Consider the following 17,595-nt stretch of genomic DNA (forward strand, 5'->3'; position numbering starts at 1 on the left):
TCCACGGCGAAGTCCCCATGCCCGCCCAACGCGCAACTTCTGACGCGGACACGGCCAACAGGAGCGATCCACCTCATTGTGTTAGCCGCTGTAAGAACTCCTATCGTAATGACTTCAGCCGTCGCCAGCAGATCAGTGCGCATCCGAGGGTGAGGAAGGCTTCGTGTATGTCGTCGCGTATCTCCCAGCGGCTCCGCAGGCGGCGGAACCAGTGGAGATGGGCGAATGCCCGTTCCACGAACCAGCGGTGGGTACCAAGTCCGGAGCCGTGCTCGGTGCCCCGCCGGGCGATCAGAGGCTTACGCCGAGTTCTCAGACCAGGCCGCGGTACTTGTCGTGGTCGTAGCCGCGGTCGCCCAGCACCACGTCAGGGCGGCGCCGGGGCCGGCCGCGCTTGCCCCGCACGGGCGGCACGGCCTGAAGGAGCGGGATCAACTGGGTGACGTCGTTGCGGTTGCCGCCGGTCAAGGTGGCGGCAAGCGGGATGCCGGTGGCGTCGGTGATCAGGTGGTGTTTGCTGCCCGTCCTGCCCCGGTCCACAGGGCTTCATCCGGTCTTGGGTCCCCCTTTAACGCCCGGATGTGGGAACCGTCGACCGCCGCCCGGGAGAAGTCCAGGGCGTTCGCACCCCGCAGTCTGGCAAGCAGAACCTCGTGCAGCCGGGGCCAGACGCCGGCCTCGGTCCACTCGGCCAGGCGGGGCCAGCACGTCATGCCCGAGCCGAAGCCGAGCTCCTGCGGCAGATGTTCCCAGGCGATCCCAGTATGCAGGACGAACAGGATCCCCTGGAACACCAGCCGATCCGGACGCCGCTTGCGTCCCGGATGCCGGGTCCGACGCTCGACCTTCGGTAGCAGCGGCTCGACCACCGCCCACAACTCGTCGTCAACTTCCCACGGCTTCGGCCGAGCCACCCCACACCCCCAGATCGTTAAGCTGGGAGCGATCCAACCACGCCGAAGATCATTTCATTAGGAGTTCTGAGAGACACTTCGTCCACGGGGACAGAGTCCGCCCATGCCTTTCCAGGCTGCTGGCCACGCGGCCAACTCGAATCGGATCAGAGCAATCTGTATCCCTGGCCGATAGTTCGGACGAACACCAGCCCTCGGCCGAACTGGTCGAGGGCTGCGTCATGTCCGTTCCGGCGCTCGGAGTTGCTACCGCATGCCCGGGGTGACGGTGGACGTCGTCGCAGTCTGCGCGGAATCCGCCGTCAGTCATCCGCCGCGTACACCTCGAAGGCGGAGAGCGCCGCCCCGGCCCACGCCGTGTTGTGGGTGACCTGTAAACGGACGAACCGGGCCGTGCGAGCGAGTGGGAGATCGACGGTGTTGCGCAGCTCCGGAGCGAATCGGCAGGCGACGGCAGGGGTTGCGGGTACGAGATCGTCCTCCGTGAGCCCGATGTGGACGGTCAGCGTCTCGGTGCGTTCGTCCCAGCTCCGCGGAGTCCGCAGGACGATGCGCGCGAGAGGCACAGGCTCGCCGAGGTCCACCTGGAGCCACTGCGGGAACCCCATGCCGTCGCTCTGCCACCACGTCCTCTCGGTGCCGTCGACGGTGGATTCGGGCGGGAAGCCTCCCATCGCCGTACTTGCCCGGACGCGTCGCCCGAGAGCTCTGTCCCCGGTGGAGTCGAAGCCGACGCCGGTCAGATCGACATGGAGCGGACTGCGGGGTCCGTTCGAGTGCACGGTGAGTACCCCGGTACACCGACCGGTACGCGAGGGGGTAAATTCCACGGTGAGCGCGGCACTCGCTCCGGGCGCGACCGCGTCCCAAGTGGGCGAGGCTGCGGTGAAGTCGCCGGTGACTTCGACGTGATGGACGAGGACCTGCCGGGGACCGGGATTGTGGAGTTCCAGACGTTGAGGAGCACCGGAGGTGAGCGGCGTCGTTGCTCCGAAGTCGAGGCGGGTGACCGACGCGTGGAGGGCACCGTCCGGCGGCAGTTCGGGCAGCTCTTCGTCCCAGCCCTCGTTGCCCGTGCCGCGCAGGAGATCGAATCCCGGAGCGGCGCGGTGTATCCCCGTCAAGCCGAGCCGTAGGGCGCTGACACGGGCGAAGCGGGCGGAGCCGGTCGCCTCCAGATGGACCGCGCAGGTGCCCGCGCCCTCGATGGTCATCCCGTCCACGTCCACGCCGTCGATCCGGCCACCGCTCAACTGCACTGCCGCGTAAGTGCTGTTGGTCAGGATATTCCCGCTGACCGTCACGTCACCCGTCATCGGCGCGTCGTCGGCGAGTAGCCACAAGGCGCCCACTCCCGCGCGGTATCGAGGATGGTAGGAGCCTGTCCGGATCAGGGAGTTTCCCTCGACGAGAGTTTTCCCCGCGAGGGGAACGGCACCATAGCGGTTGGCGATGTGGATCCCGCCACCCTCGGCGACCGAGTCGGCCAGCAGGTTTTCGGTGATCCGGTTGTCGTGACCTCCGTAGACGGCGATGTGATTGGCAAGCATCGGCAGCACGATGGTGTTCGCGTGCACCATGTTGTGGTGGGTCGCCAGCCCGTCGGACCACAGAGCGATGGCGTCATCGCCGGTGTTGCGTATGTGGCAGCCGGTAATAGTGACGTCCGAGACCCCGCGGTGCAGATTGATGCCGTCCGCAGTGGTGTTCATGATCCGGACGTTCCTGATGGTCAGATCCTCGAAGGGACCGTCCAACCACATGCCGCACTTGGTGTGGGCAATCCACACGTTCTCGATTGTGGAACCGCCGCCCAACGCACCTCCGATTCCGTTGTGTTGCGCCGCGTCGTCGCGCTCGGTGACCTCGCCGAAGATCGCGAGCCCGGACACGTGCACGCCGGTGCTGGGGCGGGGAGCCGGGTGCCCGTACAGACCGACGCCGGCGCCGCGCAGTTCGGTGTACCAAGGGCCGGCACCGCGGATCGTGACACGGTCCAGGAGGATGTGGTCGGTCACCGCATAGACGCCCCGGGGCAGCCAGACGGTGCGCTCGGTTCCGGTGGCTGCCTCGACAGCGGTCCGGATGGCCGAGGTCGAGTCATCGGTACCCGTCGGGTCCGCACCGAAGTCGAGCACCGACAGGGCGTCGCGCGGCGGGGATGCCGGTCCGCCGGTCTCCTCGAAGCAGGCGATGTCGACGGTGACCGGCACTTCCGCCTCGGCCACGGGCCGCAGGGTGACGCGTGTGCCCGGCGGGTATCGCCGGCCGAGGAGTACGTGCACGTCGTCGTAGAGATGGTGGGCCCGGCCGGCTGCCGGATCGTTGGTGAACGGATACCGGCCGTAGTACCAGGAGTAGCGAGAGCTCAGGGTCAGCCGGTGGCATTCCTCCCCGTCGATGTGCAGGACCAGCCGCTCGATGCGTCCGCCGCCCGTGGGGGCGTCGGGCAGCGAGTAGCGCAGGGTCAGCGCGTCGGCGGGGGCCACCAGGTGGAATTCGAGGTACTCGTCCGGGCCGGAGAGCCGTACGACGGCTCGGGCCACCGATTCCTCGGCCAGGCGGGCATCCGGTCCGGAAGCGTCGACGCGTGTGCCGTTGGTCCGGGCGTCTGCGGCCCGGTACAGGTCCGGGCCCTTCTCCGCGCCCGCGGTGCGGGCGGAGTGAGCGGTCATGCGCGCAGGATCCTCTCCACTCGGTGGCCGGCGAGGAGCAGCCCGGCCGCCATCAGGACGAGCAGGTAGACGATGGGGCGTGCCGTGGCCCAGCCAGCGGTGTCGAGCGACAGGCTCCGGACCAGGTCGACGGCCTGGGCCAAGGGCGTGCACTGAGCGAGGAAGCCGAGCGCCGCGGGGTAGCCGTCGGTCGGCGTGAACGTGCCGGAGAAGACGAACATGCTGAAGGTCACCAGGTTGACGCGGTCGAAGTCGTGGGTGCCCCGCAGGAACGTGGACAGGGCAAGACTCATGGCCGAGAACGCGGCGCTCACAAGGAGGGCGGCGATGAACAGCGTCGGCAGGCGCACGGGTTGGACCAGGTCGAGAGCGCACATGAAGGCCAGGAACCACACGGCGTGCACGGCGCTCATGGCGACGTTCCACAGCATCTCGCCGCAGACGATCGCGAGTGACGAGACAGGAGTGCAGGCCGTGGCGTCGTGGAGCTTCGTCATTCTGAGCCTGGTGAAGAAGGTGAACGTCGACTCCGACACGGCACCGTTCATGAGGGACGAGGCGAGCATCGCCGGGGCCACGAACGTGGCGTAGCTGACCTCGTGGCCGTAGATGGTCAGATCGCCGACCAGGGTGCCGACGCCGAGGCCGATCGCGCCGAGGAAGAAGACGGGCTCGAAGAGTCCGGACAGCAGGACCCACAGGTATGACGCATGGCGGGCTGCCTCGACGTTGCGGAGGAACACCGCCCAGACATGGGCTGGCCGGACGGTTTCCGTCCGGCCGGGCGCAGCGGCCTTGGACACTGGCACAGTTCCTCCTAGTCCGAGAGGCGTCGAGAGAAGGCGCGGCGGGCGAGAGCGAGTCCGGCGACGGCCCAGACAGCCAGACAGAGCAGGTCCACGGCCGCGTCCTGGGCGGTGCCGGAGCCGAGCAGCAGCATGCGGGACAGGTCGACGGCGTGCGTCAGGGGCAGGGCCAGGACCACGGCGTGGAGCGGTGCCGGCAGGACGTCGAGCGGGAAGTAGACGCCGCTGAACATGGCCATGGGAACGATGCCGATACGGAAGAGGACGTCGAACATCCCAGCGCTCCGCACGGTGGCGCTGAACGCCATGACCGGCGCGGCGATTGAGACGGCGAACAGTGGCAGAAGCGGGACGACTGCCAGGGCGGTCCATCGGTGTCCGACGCCGAAGAGCTCGATGACGATCAGGAAGCTGAGTCCGCCGAGGGTCGCCCGCCCGACGACCGCGGCCAGATGCCCCGTCATGATGTCCGTCGGACTGGCCGGTGTGAGCCGCATGGCGTGGTAGATACGGCTCCACTCGAAGCCGCCGAAGACCGCCCAGGCGGACTCCGCGGCGCCGATCTGGACGACGGATGTGGCCAGCAGTCCGGCACCGACGAAGGCGAAGTAGGAGACACCTGGCTGGAGCTCGTCACCGACGTACCGGCCCACCGACCAGCCGATGCCGGTGAGCAGGCACAGAGGCAGCACGAACGAGTTGAACACCGAGTCGAGCCAGGTACGGCGGTAGCTGGTGAACAGATGGGCGGTGACGGCGACAGCTCGGAAATCGGTCAGGGGCACGGTCAGTCCGCCAGGGTTCGGCCGGTCAGGTGCAGGAAGACGTCCTCAAGTCCGCCGCGGCGGACCAGGACGCTGCGGACCTCGATGCCGCTCCGGTGGACGGCGGAGGCCGCGGCCTCACCGTCGTCGGCGTAGATCAGCGCCCGGTCAGGCAGCATCTCGACCCGGAGCCCCAGTCGGTTCAGTTCGTCCATGGGTGCGTCGGCCTGCCGGAGGCGCAGTTCCACGACCTCTTTGGTGCAGTGCTGAGCGATCAACCCGCCGGGTGTACCGGTCGCGACGACCCGGCCGCCGTCGACGACGACCAGCCAGTCGCACAGCTGCTCCGCCTCGTCCATGTAGTGCGTGGTGAGTATCTGGGTGATGCCCCGCCGGCGGAGCTGGTCCAGGCGTTCCCAGAGGAGATGACGGGCCTGGGGGTCGAGTCCGGTGGTGGGCTCGTCCAGGAGGATCAGCTCCGGATCGTTGATCATCGCGCGGGCGATGCTCAGACGCCGCTTCATGCCGCCGGACAGCGAGTCGACACGATGGCCGGCCCGGTCCTTGAGACGGACGAACGCCAGGAGGTCGGCAGCGCGTGCGGCCGCCGTCGCACGCGGGATCCCGAAGTAGCGCGCGAAGACCGTGAGGTTCTGCAGCAGACTCAGTTCGGGGTCGAGTGTGTCCTGCTGGGGACAGACCCCGATCCTCGCGCGTACCGCGGGTCCGTTGGCGACCGCGTCCATGCCGAATATGCGCAGCGTGCCCTCCGTCGGCTTGGAGATACAGCTGATCATGCGCATCGTGGAGGACTTTCCCGCTCCGTTCGGTCCGAGCAGGCCGAAGACCTGGCCTGGACGGACCTCGAACTCAACACCGTCCAGTGCGGTGAAGTCCCCGTAGCGCTTCACCAGCGCCTCGGCGTGGACGAGCGGTTCCTGGGCTGGCATATGTCGTGGTTCCTTCCACTGTCTTCGTGGCTGTGGGCTGTGCCCCGGCCGTCCAGGTGCCATCGCTCATGCCGGTGCCCCGCTGTGGAGAGGAGCGCCGACCACCGACAGATGTCGGTCGAGCATGGCCTGGAAGGAGCGCCGCCAGTTCGTGCGGAAGTCGTGTTCCCGGCGGGCGCGGGCCAGGGCCGCCTGGCTGAGGTCCGTTCTCTCCTCCGGGGACAGCTCGGTCACGGCTGTGAGCATGGTGGTGGCGTCAGCGGTGTCCCGGCCGGCCCCCACCAGGCCGCTGACACCGGGTTCGACGAGCTCCGGGTAGACGCCGGTGGGCAGTACGGCGACGACGAGGCCCCTGCCGTTGTTCATCAGTGCGGCCTCCACCGGGGTGACGGAAGCGGCCTCCCGCTCGGACAGGAAGGCCGCGGACAGAGTTCTCGGCCATTGGCAGAGGGCGGTGAGGACCCGGTCGTCCTGGCCGTGGAGGAGCACGGCCGGTGATCCGGTGTTCCGGACGTGCTCCTCCAGATCGGCGTAGGGACGTGGGTTGAGGATCACCGGGACCAGCCGGTCCCCGGTCAGGCGAGCGGCGTCGACCAGCTTGTGGAAGCCCTTCTCCGCGACCCCGCGGCCCCAACTGACGACCAGGTCACGGTCCGTGGGGATCCCGAGCTCACGCAGGAGTGCGGGGTCAGGCGGGGCCGGCCGGAACTTGGCGTCGTCGGTGGGCACCCCGGCGCGGGCGTAGAGGGTCTTGTCGTCCGGGATGCCGTAGACCTGCTGATACTGGTGGCGCATCCAGTGCGACTCCCAGCCGATGGATACGCGGGGGTCCGAGCGGGCGAGGTGTCCCATCACCGAGTCGGCGTAGGTCTCGGGCAGCTCGGCGTCGCCGTCGGGGCGCAGGACGGGGTTGTGGGTCATGTGCACGTAGCTCGCCGCGAGCCCGAACTGGTCGGCGGCCCGGACGACGAAGCGTGCGGCCATGGCGAACATGCTCATCCCCGAGATGACGAGCAGGGAGTCCGCCTCGCGCCCCACGGTGAGGGCGACCTGACCGGCCGCGGAGCCGAGGGCCATACAGTGCTCGAAGTGGTCCACCTCCCAACTGTGGGCTCGCGGGTCGGCCAGAGGGTGATAGCGCACGGCTCCGCTGTGTACGTAGCGGTCCAGGGCCTGGGCGAAGCGCTTCTCGTCCAGGCCCGCGCAGTTGGCCCGTTCGGCGACGTGCCACTCCACCCGGACCCCGCGTTCGCCGGCGATCGTGGCGACGTCGTCACGGGAGTCGAGGATGTTGTGGACGTACCGGGCCACGCCGCCGTCGACCTGTCGGAAGCCTTCGTTGGTCAGGAGCAGAACGGCCATCCGGTGGTCAGGCATCGAACTCCTTGAGAGCGGCGTCGAACCCGTGCTGGTAGAGGTAGGCCACGACGAGCCGGTTCAGGCCGATGCCGCAGCAGCCGCTCCACAGCTCCTGGCCCTCCGTGGTGATGTTGAAGCTCTCGGTCTGGTGGGTGCCCTCGGCGGAGCAGCCGGAGATCTCCCGCAGGTCGAACCGCTCGTCGAAGTGGTCGGCCCAGCCCGGGCGGGCCCGGTCGGGGCGGTTGCTGCTGAGCGGGACCTCGATGTCCTGCACGGGCACCTCGTCGGCGGTCTCCGCGTCGTCCTGCGCCTCGACGAGGGAGGGTATTTCCATGCAGCCCTCGGCGGCGATGACCTGCCAGCTCAGTCCCCAGCCGGAGAGGAGGTCGGTCAGCGTCCGGCGCACCTGGTCGCGGGTCGCGCGGACCTGCTCACGGGTGCCGAAGAAGACGTGCTCGACGCGGAGGAACTCGCGCGCCTTGATGGGGCCGTCCAGGTCCGCGGCGTACTCGTTGCGCCAGGTCCAGCCGCCGAGGGTCTCCACGATGCGCAGCGGCAGCTCGTCCAGGGACAGTTGCCGGCCGCGCATGAGGTGGTAGAGGCTGATGCACTGGACCGGGTCGAGGACCTGGTCGCCGTCCGGGCCTGCCGGGACGAGGAGTTCGGGCGCGTACTGGCTCAGCCGGAAGTCGTCGAGTGCCTGCCGCGGGATCAGGCGCGGGAACAGCCACTCCTCGAAGTCGTTGGCGTAGGCACGATCGAGGATCTCGCTCTGCAGGCGTCGCAGCAGGCGGACCCAGGGGGCGCGGTAGACGTACTGGCCCTCCGCGAAGTTCACGATCCACTTCCGGTCCAGCGCTTCGGCCACGACGTCGCCGCCGTGCAGGTCGCCGAACTCGGATATGTCGAGAATGGTGCCGAGCTTCATCGGGCTGACTCCTTGGGTGAAGGGATTCCCCTGACGTGCGGGGCGGTTCGGGAGTGGCGGTGACGCAGCACGGTGCGGGCGGCTGCCAGGAGATCCGGGGCGTAGTGCACTCCGGTCACCGTGCTGGCCCGCGGCGGGGTGCGTGGACTGAGCAGGACCGCGGTGCATCCGGCGTTCAGGCCGGCTTGCGCGTCGGTGGGACGGTCTCCGACGAGGTAACTGCCCGCGAGGTCCAGCGAGAGGTCGGCGGCGGCCTGGCGCAGCAGCACGCTGGAGGGCTTGCGGCACCAGCAGCGGTTCCGCGCGCTGTGGGAGCACACGTAGACGCCGTCGAGCCGGCCCAGCCGGCGGTGCATCCGGGCGAGCGCGGAGCGGTCGAGCAGTCCCCGGGACAGATCGGGCTGGTTCGTGAAGAGGGCGATCAGGGCGCCGGCTGCGCGCAGTTGGGCGAAGCACTCCTGGACGCCGGGCAGGGCGGTCCATTCCTGTGTGTGGCGCGGAGAGGTGCGCCGCCCGCCCCGGAGGACGTGGTTGTTGAGCGTGCCGTCCCGGTCGAAGAACACGCACCATGCCCGGTCCCGTGCGGCGGTGGTCAGCTGTTCCACAGGTCCACCGACTTCCATCCGCGCGGGGTCGGTACCCGGCTGCGGCGCTCCGCCCCGGTCAGCCGCAGCAGCAGGGTGTTCCGCGGGGTGGCTCCCTCGAAGAACGCCGGTTCGGTGAAGGCCGGATGCTCCACGGTCAGTACCACGCAGTCGGCGTCGGCCGCCGCCTCGGTGAACGTGGCGCAGCGGTGCAGGTCCCGGAGGCCGGCGGTCTCGGCGACCGGATCGAAGGCGGTGACCCTGGCACCCTGTGCGTGGAGTTCACCGGCCAGCCGCAGGGCCGCGGAGTCGCGGAGCGTGGACACCCCGGGTTTGTAGGTCAGGCCGAGCAGGCAGACCGTCCGTTCGGCGACGCCTTCGAGGTGCTTGTCCAGGGCTGCCAGCGGAGCCAGCGCGTGGACGGCGTTGGCATGGGCCACGGCACGGAAGAGGCCGTCACGGCCGATGGGTTCACCGTGTTCCACGAGGGCGCGCACGTCACGGTGCAGGGTGGCGCCCGCGTACGGTTCTCCGGGGCGCAGCGGGGCTCCGGCTGCGACCCGTTCGTCGGCGCGGACGCCGTCGAGCACGGTCACCGGATCGGCGCCGAGATGACCGGATACGGTCCCCAGCTCGTTGGCGAGGGTGATGCACAGGGCGAGATAGGCGTTGGTGCCGTGCTTGACCAGCTCCGCTTCGACGAGCCGCATGTGCAGCTCGTCGCGGGAACCGAGGCTGTCCAGTAACTTACTTACGGTCGGATGGAGTTGGGGAGCATTGCACCCTACGACGGTCCGTGCGGGGTGCAGGAAGTCGGTGACCGCCCGGCCCAGGCGCAGGTTCTCGGGAATGTGGACGAGGTCGGCGCTGTCCTCCGGCAGGCCGGCGGTGGCGAGGGCGGCGTCGCAGGTGCCCGCGCGGAGCTGGCTCGCGACGACGACGGGCCCGTGGCGCCGGTGGTCCCCGAGCAGCCGGCGCAGTGCGGTGACGGGCCGGGTGTCGGTGACGGTGCCGTCGGCGGCGGTTCCGGTGTCGTGGACGACGAGGCTCATGTCGGCGTGCCGCAGGACCTGGGCGGCCTGCGCCTCGTCGAGCACCGGTCGCAGGGTGCCCTTCTCCCGCGCGGTGGTGAGGATTTCCGCGATCTCGGGTTCGTCGCCGCAGCGGTGCCCACGGGCGAGGGCGTCGAAGGCTGCCCGGTCCGGTGTTCCGACGGCGTCGGGCCACAGGTGGACCGTGTAGCCGAGCCGGGTCAGCCCGGCGGCGGTCACCGACGCGAGGTGCCAGTCGCCGACCAGGAGGACGTCAGGCATGGTCGGCTTCACCTATCTGGCGGCGTACCGCCTCGCGGACGGCGTCCTCGGACTCTCGCGAGCTGTGCCAGCCCATGGAGTGGGCCCTGGACAGGTCGAACTCGACCACCGGGACGTCGCCGGGCCAGCCGCGCCTGCCGCCGCCGTACTCGATCTCCGCGTCCAGGCCGAGTTCTTCCAGCACGATCGCGGCGATCCTGGCGACGGTGACCGTCTCGGTGGAGCCCAGGTTGGCGACCAGGATGTCGGTCTTTGCCGCGGCGGCCAGGTCGACGATCCCGCGGGCGCAGTCCTCGGCGAGGAAGTAGTTCTTGCGCTGGTGTCCGTCGCCCAGGACGTGGAGCCGGCCCGGGTCGTCGCGCAGCTTGTTGAGGAAGTCGTGGATGACTCCGTGGTTCATGCGTCCGCCGACCACGTTGCCGAAGCGGAAGATGCTCGCCCGGAAGCCGTGGAGGTGGCAGTAGGAGGAGATCAGCGCTTCGGCGCCGAGCTTGGCCGCGCCGTAGACGGAGATGGGCAGCATGGGGCCGTGGTGCTCGGCAGTGGGGCGCTGCGCGAGTTCGCCGTAGACGGTCGAGGAGGAGGAGAAGACGATCTGCCTCACGTCGGCCCGCCGCATGGCTTCCAGGACCGAGCGGGTCCCCAGAACCGACTGCTCGATGTCGACCCAGTTGTCCGCGAGGCCGACGCGCATGTCGACGCTGGCCGCCAGGTGGATGACCTGGTCCACGCCGTCCGACATCACCTCGGTCAGCCGGTCGGTTTCCAGGACGTCCAGTTCGTGGACGACGACGGTGCCTTCCCGTTCGTGAGGTTCGATCCACCTGCGGGTGGTGTTGGAGAAGTTGTCGACCACCACCACGGGTGTGCTGTCCGTGGCGACCAGGTGGTCGACGACATGGCTTCCGATGAAACCGGCGCCGCCGGTCACCAGGGTGCGAGGTCGGGTCATCGCTTTTCTCCATCGGTGAGGGCGAGGCAGAGGGCGTGCGCGACGAGGAGGTGCACGGACTCGATGCCGGGCGTGGCGAGCGGCTCGCGGTCCAGCGGGACGTTGATGTGCACGTCGGCCAGATCGGAGGTGGCTCCCCCGTCGAAGCCGGTCACGGCGATCACCGCAGCGCCCTGTTTGCGGGCGAAGGCGGCCAGCTCCACCAGACCGCGCGAGACGGAGCCGTCGCGGGCGCCACCGTGCACGGAGAAGAGCACCACGGCGTCGCGGGCGCCGGGGTGGCTGGGCAGCCATGGTTCAGCCAGGTGTGCCAGGGCCAGGCCGGGGTCGTCGTCATTGGTCCACGCCGTGTGGCAGGCGATGTTGTCCAGCAGGGCGACGGCGCGCAGATGCGGCTCGTGGGGGGTGCGGGTGAACTTGGTCAGGTCGGCGGCGAAGTGGGAGGCGGTGGAGCTGGATCCGCCGATCCCGGCGGTCAGGACGACACCGCGGGTGGCACGGCAGTCGGCGAGCACCCCGGCGGCCGCGGTGAGCGCGTCCGTGTCCAGGTCGGCCGTGACGGTGGCGGCCGCGTCGCGGAGGGCGGTGATGCCGGCCAGATTCATGGTGTCTCCTTCGGGACGGGGGTCCAGCGGCCGGAGCAGGTGGAGCGGTAGGCGGCCTCGACGACGGCGAGGGCACGCCGGCCGGCCGGATCGAGGGGCTGCCGGGGGTCCTGTGCGACCGTCTCCCGGAAGTGGGCCCATTCCGCGGCCCAGGACCGGTCGGCGCCGCGGAACCGGGTGACGTGCGCGCCGAACGGCCCGTCGTCGCGGTGTTCGACCGTCAGGGTCTGCTCGCCGTACGAGCCGGTCAGACCGTCGATCCGTACGGTGGCCCGCTCGAAGGTGACCTCGAACAGGAAGCGGTTGTGCCACTGGCTCAGGCTGCTGCGGACCATGGCGACCTGGCCGGCCGCCGATCGCAGCATGACGTGGGCGTCGTCCTCGATGCCGGCCGGCAGGCCGAACGAGTGCTGGGTGTGAGCGATCACGTCGTCGATCGGCCACAGCACTCCGTCGATCAGGTCGATCAGGTGAATGCCCTGTTCCATCAGCTGCCCGCCCGAGACGACGCGCGGGTCGGCGCGCCATTCGCCGGAGTAGCCTTCGCGGATGCCGTAGCCGTACACGCCCAGGGCCGAGAGGGGTCTGCCGTACTCGCCATCGGCCACGATCCGGGCCAGGTCGAGGACGGCGGGGTGGAAGCGGTGGTTAAACCCGCAGTGCAGGACCCTCCCGTGGTCGCGTGCCACGGCCTCCATCCGGGCCGCCTCCTCGCTGCTGCGGGCGAGCGGCTTCTCGCACAGGACGTGTTTGCCGGCGGTGAGAGCCGCGACGGTTGCCGCGAGGTGCGAGTCGGGTGGCGTCGCGACGATGACCGCGTCGAGTCCGGGCTGGGCGAGGAGCTGGTCCCAGTGGTCGAACACGCGGGCTCCGGCCGCGTGGGCGCGGGCCCCGTCCGCTTCGGGTGCGGCGATACCGACCAGCTCGTCGTCCGGCCGGAGTGCCGAGATGCGCCGCCCGCACTGCAGCCCGGCACCGATCACGCCGACGCGCATGTGTCCCCCTCGTATCGGCCGGGTTCTGCCGTCGACCCGGTGCTTTCCAGGCCCTGTTGGGAGATCCGCAGGGGTACGCGGGTGAGACCGAGGCCGTCCAGAAAGGTCTGCGCGCGATCGCTGCGAGCGGCGTCGGCCGCGATGAGCACGTGCCCACCGCCTCCGGCGCCGATCAGTTTGAACCCGGTTATTCCCTCGGTGTCCCCCGCTTCCCCGATGCGTCGGCACACGGGGTGGTCGGTGGCCGGGTTGGCGGTGATCTTCCGGGTCCAGTGCGCCCGCAGGGCCGCGCCGACCACGGCGATGTCACCGCTCAGGAAGGCCTTCTCGGTGAGCGCGGCGGCGGCCGTCGCCTCCCGGTGGTGTTCGGGGGTGACTTCCGGGGCCCTGGACAGGACACGGGAGGCGTCGCGGGTGCCGGGGACCCGGTAGAGCAGCAGGCCGTTGTCGATGAGCCGGGTCAGCGCGGAGCTCAGTGGGGGGCTGGGGGTGGCGGTGACGGACCCGTCGGGCTGGAAGCGGAGCCGCTGCGCGCCGCCCAGTGCCGCCGTCCAGGCGTCCTGCTGTCCGATCGTGCGGCCGAGTACCTCGCGTTCGAGCCGGAACGCGAGGGAAGCGGTCCTGTGCGGCGGCAGAGAGCGACCGCTCCAGCGGGCGAGCGCGTCGACGAGGGCGACGGAGTAGGCGCCCGAACCGCCGAGGCCCGAACCGGGCGGTACGAGGGAGCCCACGGCGATGCTGGGCAGGCGCCCCAGCCCGAGGACGACCGCCGCAGCCGCGGGATACGGGTGCCGTGCGGCGTCGGCGGGCGGCAGGAGGTAGTGCCACGGGGTGCCCTTCGCGTTCAGCTCGGCCAGCGCGCGGGCCGGCCGGTCGGCGACGCTGACGTGAACACGCAGCGGCAGGGCGGCCGCTACGACGGTGGTGGGGCCGTGGCGGTAGTACTCGGGTAGGTCGGTGCCCCCGCCCGCGATGCTGATGCGCATCGGAGCGGAGCTGCGAACCGTCGTCATCGGATCTGCCTCTCGGCTCGGGAGGGCGTGGTGCACGGCCCGCCGGGAAGGCCGGCCAGGGTGGCGCATGCGTGCCGCCAGCGATCCGGGGTGCCGATCTCGATGACCGGCTCGTCGCAGATCCAATGGGTGAGCCCGCGTCGGGCGGCGAGGGCCCCGAAGAACGGACTGTCGCTGTCGCCGGGACAGGACTCCAGCGCGTCGCGGCGAAGGAACCGGACCCCGCGGTCGATGTACGGCGCGCCGGATCCCTTGTCGTAGCGGTCGACCCACGGACCGTCGACGCTGATGTTGCCCAGGTCGTGTGAACGGCACTCGGGGGCGACCGACATGACGGCCTGTGCCCGGTGCCGGCGCATGGTGCCGCTGAGGGCTTCCCACAAGTCCCCCCTGTCGGGCGGGAGGACGTCGCCGAGAACGAGGAGGAACTCCTCGTCGAGGCGGGACGACGCTTCGCGCAGAGCCCCGACGGGACCGGCGGGCGCAGCTTCCACGAGGGTCTCCACGTGAACTGGTGTCCCGGTTCCGGGAAGGGGGACGGACGGCAGCTCTCCCCGGTGGGGCGGGTGCCAGGCACGGGCCAGCTCGCGTACGGAGCGGGCGTCGTGTCCCGCGAGAAGCAGGACCCGGTCGACGGGCGGCCGGACGGCCCGGTCCAGTACATGGCTCAGGAAGGGACGGCCGGCGACGGGAAGCATGCACTTCTGCACGCCACCGCTGACCGACGCCATCCGGGTTCCGAGCCCGCCGCAGAGGACGACCAACTGGGTCATCGCTGACCGGGGGTTCGCCGGAGTTCGTCCGTCAGGGCCGCGATGACGGAGTCCACGTCCTCGTTCGTCATCGCCGGGAAGATCGGAAGCGACAGAAGCCTCCGGTAGGCGGAGTCGGCCACCGGGAAGGCTTTGGCGGCGGAGGGCAGTTCGGCGCGGTAGTAGCTGAACTGGTGCAGCGGTCTGAAGTGGACGCTGGTTCCGATGCCGCGCCGGCGGAGCCCGTCCGCCGTTTCGTCACGGTCGACGCCCTCGGGCAACTGGACGGCGTAGAGGTACCACGATGAGCTGTCCGATGCCGTGTCGGCGGGCGGCAGCAGCAGGCCGGTCAGGGACGCGAGGCCCTTCGTGTAGCGCTCAGCGATGGCGCGGCGGCGTTCGTGCAGCGTGTCACAGCGATCCAACTGGCTGCGCAGCAGCGCCGCGGCCACGTCCGGCATGTTGTATTTCATCCCGGCCGCGACGACGTCGTAGTGCGGAGAGCGTCCCGAACGGTGCCGCGCGAACGCGTCGCGGTCGATGCCGTGGGCACTCAGCGTCCGGGCCCGTGCCGCCAGGTCCGCGCGATGGCAGACCAGAAGGCCGCCTTCGGCGCTGGTGAGTGGCTTCGTGACGAAGAACGAAAAAGCCGTGGCGTCGGCCAGCCGGCCGGGCGTCACCCCGTCCCGTTCGGCGGGCAGAGCGTGGGCCGAGTCCTCGATGAGGGCCAGACCGTGTTCGTCGCAGAGCCGGCGCAGTGCCCGCATGTCGGCCATGCGGCCCGCGAAGTGAACGGCCATCACGGCGCGTGTGCGCCCGGTGAGGTGGTGTCGCACCTGGTCCAGGTCGATGCTGAGCCGGTGCGGCTCGACATCGACCAGCACCGGGGTGGCACCCGCGTGCACCACCGTGGCCGCTGATGCCGTGAAGGTCGTCGTCGGCACGATGACCTCGTCACCCGGGCCCACCCCGAGGACCAGAAGTGCGAGATGCAGCGCCGCGGTACCGGAGTTGAGCAGCAGGGAGTGCTCGACACCGAGGTAGCGGCTGAAGCGGCTCTCGGTGTCCCGCGCGACGGAACCCGTGCCGATCCACCCGCTGCGCAGCACCTCGGTGACGGCGGAGATCTCCTCTTCCCCGATGAGGGGGGCCGCGAACGGCACCTGCTCCGGGCCCCCGGTCATGCGATGAGTCCCTCGGCGTCCGTGGCGAACTGGCGGGCCATCTCCATGCTGCGTGGATGGCCGATCCACTGCTCCAGGAGGGCCGGGGGCACGGTGACGATGTCGCAGGGGGTGTCGAGTGCCGCGGTGACGTCGGCGGGTTCGCGGATGCTTCCGATGAGCAGGCGCGTACCGGTGCTGGTCAGGGCGCGACGGGTTGCCACGGCACGGACCGCCTGGGCGGGATCCTCCCCCGCGATCGCGCGTGCGGCACCAGAGGAGGCTCAGATACTCGGGCTGCAACAACAGGGCCGCGTACAGCTCGGCGCGCGAGGTGCAGACGGTGACGTTCACCTTGACCCCGGCATCACGCACGCGACGGATGAGTGTCGCCCGGCACCGTCCTGCCGAGGTCATGAAGGGGATCTTCACCCGGACCCGCGGATCGAGGCTGGCCAACGCCGTCGCCTGCTGATACGCCTCCGCGTCCGCTTCGGAGAGGACCTGCGCGTGCACTTCGGCGGCCCCGCTGTCAAGGATGCGCTTGACGGTCGAGGACACCGAGGTGGCGCCGGCCTTCGCCACGAGGGTCGAGTTGGTGGTCACGCCATGGATGAGCCCGGTCGGTATCCAGTCGGTGCAGGGACCGTCGGCGGCTGAGTCCAAGTACAGCAAGTTATCCACCTTGCTAGGTCGGATGAGCTGACTAGCTGAGCAAACTAAGGTCAGAATCTCGTAATTTCAATACTGTCAGCCAAGATCTCATCGGTCTGGCTGATTTTTGACGCACAATCCGCGCCATAGAGTCGCGCAGGTGTTCAGTTTTTGTAGGGATTCATAGGTATCTTGCGAACGGTTTCGCTTCCTGGTTGGGTTGGCCCATGGACATCGCTGATCTCTTCGCCGTGCTCGACATCCTGGAGTCCGCCGACGCTCCGTACTGGGTCGCCGGCGGGTGGGGGGTCGACGTCCTCGTGGGGCGTCACACGCGTCCGCACCGGGACGTGGACCTCGCCCTGGACGCCGCGAGCGACAACGCGGCAGTCGGCGCGCTGGAAGCGTTCGGTTACCGGGTGGAGACGGAACAGCGCCCTACGCGTGTGGAACTCGCGGCTCCCGGACGACGCTGGGTGGATCTGCATCCGGTCGTCTTCGACGCCGAAGGAGTGGGGCGACAGGCCGACCTCGACGGCGGCTTCTTCCTGTATCCCCACGGCGCCTTCACCGTCGGGACGCTTCAGGGCCGGGCCGTCCCGTGCCTGTCGGTCTCGAAGCAGCTCGACTTCCGCAGCGGATACCCGCTCAGGGACGTCGACCACCACGACATCACGCTGCTCGAAAGCCTGAACGCCCACCAAAGCGGCGGCCACTGACGACGGCGATCGCCGAGGCCGCACATCACGGGAACTGGCCAGAAAGGGCACAGGATCCGCAGCGAAAGGCGCCACCGCGCCACGGCGTCTCTGCTCCGGCATGTCCGGGTCGCGCAGCGGGCGCGGGGCACCCGCTGCCGGGACGCCCGCGGTGAAGCTGTAGCGCCGAGCGGGTTCAGGTTCCTGAGCTTGAGCGGGGGCATACGTCGGCACATCGTCGCGATGTTTACCGCGACCTTCTGCGACATCGTGAATGGATGGTGGAGCTAAGGCGCACGCGGAGCGAGTAGCCGCAGCCCGCAGCCCAGCAACGGTGGGGAACAGCCGAAGCCCCGGTCAGCTTCCCTCTGCATAACAGCGGCTAACACAATGAGGTGGATCGCTCCTGTTGGCCGTGTCCGCGTCAGAAGTTGCGCGTTGGGCGGGCATGGGGACTTCGCCGTGGATCG

General features: G+C 69.7%; 17 protein-coding genes and 2 pseudogenes. 2 read left to right on the forward strand and 17 right to left on the reverse strand.

Features of this window, described 5'->3' with window-relative positions:
- Positions 1-100: 100 nt before the first annotated feature.
- The 17 genes and pseudogenes from ACFWRT_RS36800 to ACFWRT_RS36880 all read right to left on the reverse strand — a co-directional run.
- Positions 101-914, reverse strand: a pseudogene (locus ACFWRT_RS36800) (IS5 family transposase).
- Between the two features lie 302 nt (positions 915-1,216).
- Positions 1,217-3,589 (reverse strand): glycosyl hydrolase family 28-related protein, encoded by a 2,373-nt coding sequence (locus tag ACFWRT_RS36805; protein WP_380955944.1) that lies wholly within the window; start codon positions 3,587-3,589, stop codon positions 1,217-1,219.
- Positions 3,586-4,392 carry an ABC transporter permease gene (locus ACFWRT_RS36810; RefSeq protein ID WP_380955945.1) on the reverse strand — a complete coding sequence of 269 codons (807 nt, stop codon included), beginning with the start codon at positions 4,390-4,392 and terminating at the stop codon, positions 3,586-3,588. The genes ACFWRT_RS36805 and ACFWRT_RS36810 overlap by 4 nt, the downstream gene beginning before the upstream one ends.
- 14 nt (positions 4,393-4,406) lie before the next feature.
- Positions 4,407-5,180, reverse strand: coding sequence for an ABC transporter permease (locus ACFWRT_RS36815; protein ID WP_380955946.1), 774 nt, complete (start codon positions 5,178-5,180; stop codon positions 4,407-4,409).
- Between the two features lie 2 nt (positions 5,181-5,182).
- A complete protein-coding gene (locus ACFWRT_RS36820) occupies positions 5,183-6,109 on the reverse strand; it encodes an ABC transporter ATP-binding protein (protein ID WP_380955947.1) in 927 nt (308 codons plus the stop codon).
- A 66-nt stretch (positions 6,110-6,175) separates the two neighbouring features.
- Positions 6,176-7,486: a glycosyltransferase family protein gene (locus ACFWRT_RS36825; protein ID WP_380955949.1), complete on the reverse strand. Its 1,311-nt coding sequence runs from the start codon at positions 7,484-7,486 to the stop codon at positions 6,176-6,178.
- Positions 7,479-8,396, reverse strand: a complete 918-nt coding sequence (locus ACFWRT_RS36830; RefSeq protein ID WP_380955950.1) for an aminoacyl--tRNA ligase-related protein — start codon at positions 8,394-8,396, stop codon at positions 7,479-7,481. The genes ACFWRT_RS36825 and ACFWRT_RS36830 overlap by 8 nt, the downstream gene beginning before the upstream one ends.
- Positions 8,393-9,001 carry a D-glycero-alpha-D-manno-heptose-1,7-bisphosphate 7-phosphatase gene (locus ACFWRT_RS36835; RefSeq protein WP_380955951.1) on the reverse strand — a complete coding sequence of 203 codons (609 nt, stop codon included), beginning with the start codon at positions 8,999-9,001 and terminating at the stop codon, positions 8,393-8,395. The genes ACFWRT_RS36830 and ACFWRT_RS36835 overlap by 4 nt, the downstream gene beginning before the upstream one ends.
- Entirely contained in the window at positions 8,989-10,293 is a 1,305-nt protein-coding gene (locus ACFWRT_RS36840; protein WP_380955952.1) for a UDP binding domain-containing protein, read from the reverse strand. Before ACFWRT_RS36840 ends, ACFWRT_RS36835 begins: the two co-directional genes overlap by 13 nt.
- A complete protein-coding gene (locus ACFWRT_RS36845; protein ID WP_380955954.1) occupies positions 10,286-11,245 on the reverse strand; it encodes an NAD-dependent epimerase/dehydratase family protein in 960 nt (319 codons plus the stop codon). Before ACFWRT_RS36845 ends, ACFWRT_RS36840 begins: the two co-directional genes overlap by 8 nt.
- Complete coding sequence (locus ACFWRT_RS36850; RefSeq protein WP_185907102.1) at positions 11,242-11,850, reverse strand: SIS domain-containing protein; 609 nt, start codon at positions 11,848-11,850, stop codon at positions 11,242-11,244. Before ACFWRT_RS36850 ends, ACFWRT_RS36845 begins: the two co-directional genes overlap by 4 nt.
- On the reverse strand, positions 11,847-12,845 hold the full coding sequence (locus ACFWRT_RS36855; protein WP_380955955.1) for a Gfo/Idh/MocA family protein: 999 nt from the start codon (positions 12,843-12,845) through the stop codon (positions 11,847-11,849). Before ACFWRT_RS36855 ends, ACFWRT_RS36850 begins: the two co-directional genes overlap by 4 nt.
- Positions 12,830-13,858 (reverse strand): GHMP family kinase ATP-binding protein, encoded by a 1,029-nt coding sequence (locus ACFWRT_RS36860; protein WP_380955956.1) that lies wholly within the window; start codon positions 13,856-13,858, stop codon positions 12,830-12,832. The genes ACFWRT_RS36855 and ACFWRT_RS36860 overlap by 16 nt, the downstream gene beginning before the upstream one ends.
- Positions 13,855-14,631 (reverse strand): NTP transferase domain-containing protein, encoded by a 777-nt coding sequence (locus ACFWRT_RS36865; protein ID WP_380955957.1) that lies wholly within the window; start codon positions 14,629-14,631, stop codon positions 13,855-13,857. Before ACFWRT_RS36865 ends, ACFWRT_RS36860 begins: the two co-directional genes overlap by 4 nt.
- Positions 14,628-15,794, reverse strand: coding sequence for a DegT/DnrJ/EryC1/StrS family aminotransferase (locus ACFWRT_RS36870; RefSeq protein ID WP_125617584.1), 1,167 nt, complete (start codon positions 15,792-15,794; stop codon positions 14,628-14,630). Before ACFWRT_RS36870 ends, ACFWRT_RS36865 begins: the two co-directional genes overlap by 4 nt.
- Positions 15,791-15,997, reverse strand: coding sequence for a beta/alpha barrel domain-containing protein (locus ACFWRT_RS36875; protein ID WP_380955960.1), 207 nt, complete (start codon positions 15,995-15,997; stop codon positions 15,791-15,793). The genes ACFWRT_RS36870 and ACFWRT_RS36875 overlap by 4 nt, the downstream gene beginning before the upstream one ends.
- 94 nt (positions 15,998-16,091) lie before the next feature.
- Positions 16,092-16,379 (reverse strand): annotated as a pseudogene (locus ACFWRT_RS36880) (beta/alpha barrel domain-containing protein); the annotation flags it as partial.
- Between ACFWRT_RS36880 and ACFWRT_RS36885 the strand changes: the two are divergent.
- A complete protein-coding gene (locus ACFWRT_RS36885; RefSeq protein ID WP_381121431.1) occupies positions 16,318-16,479 on the forward strand; it encodes a hypothetical protein in 162 nt (53 codons plus the stop codon). The pseudogene ACFWRT_RS36880 and the gene ACFWRT_RS36885 sit on opposite strands and share 62 nt — an antisense overlap.
- Positions 16,480-16,654: 175 nt before the next feature.
- The gene (locus ACFWRT_RS36890) at positions 16,655-17,146 is read left to right on the forward strand and encodes a nucleotidyltransferase domain-containing protein (RefSeq protein ID WP_380955958.1); all 492 of its coding nucleotides are present in this window, start codon (positions 16,655-16,657) and stop codon (positions 17,144-17,146) included.
- Positions 17,147-17,595 lie beyond the last annotated feature (449 nt).

The sequence above is a fragment of the Streptomyces cyaneofuscatus genome, from assembly GCF_042718795.1.
GTDB lineage: Bacteria > Actinomycetota > Actinomycetes > Streptomycetales > Streptomycetaceae > Streptomyces > Streptomyces cyaneofuscatus_A.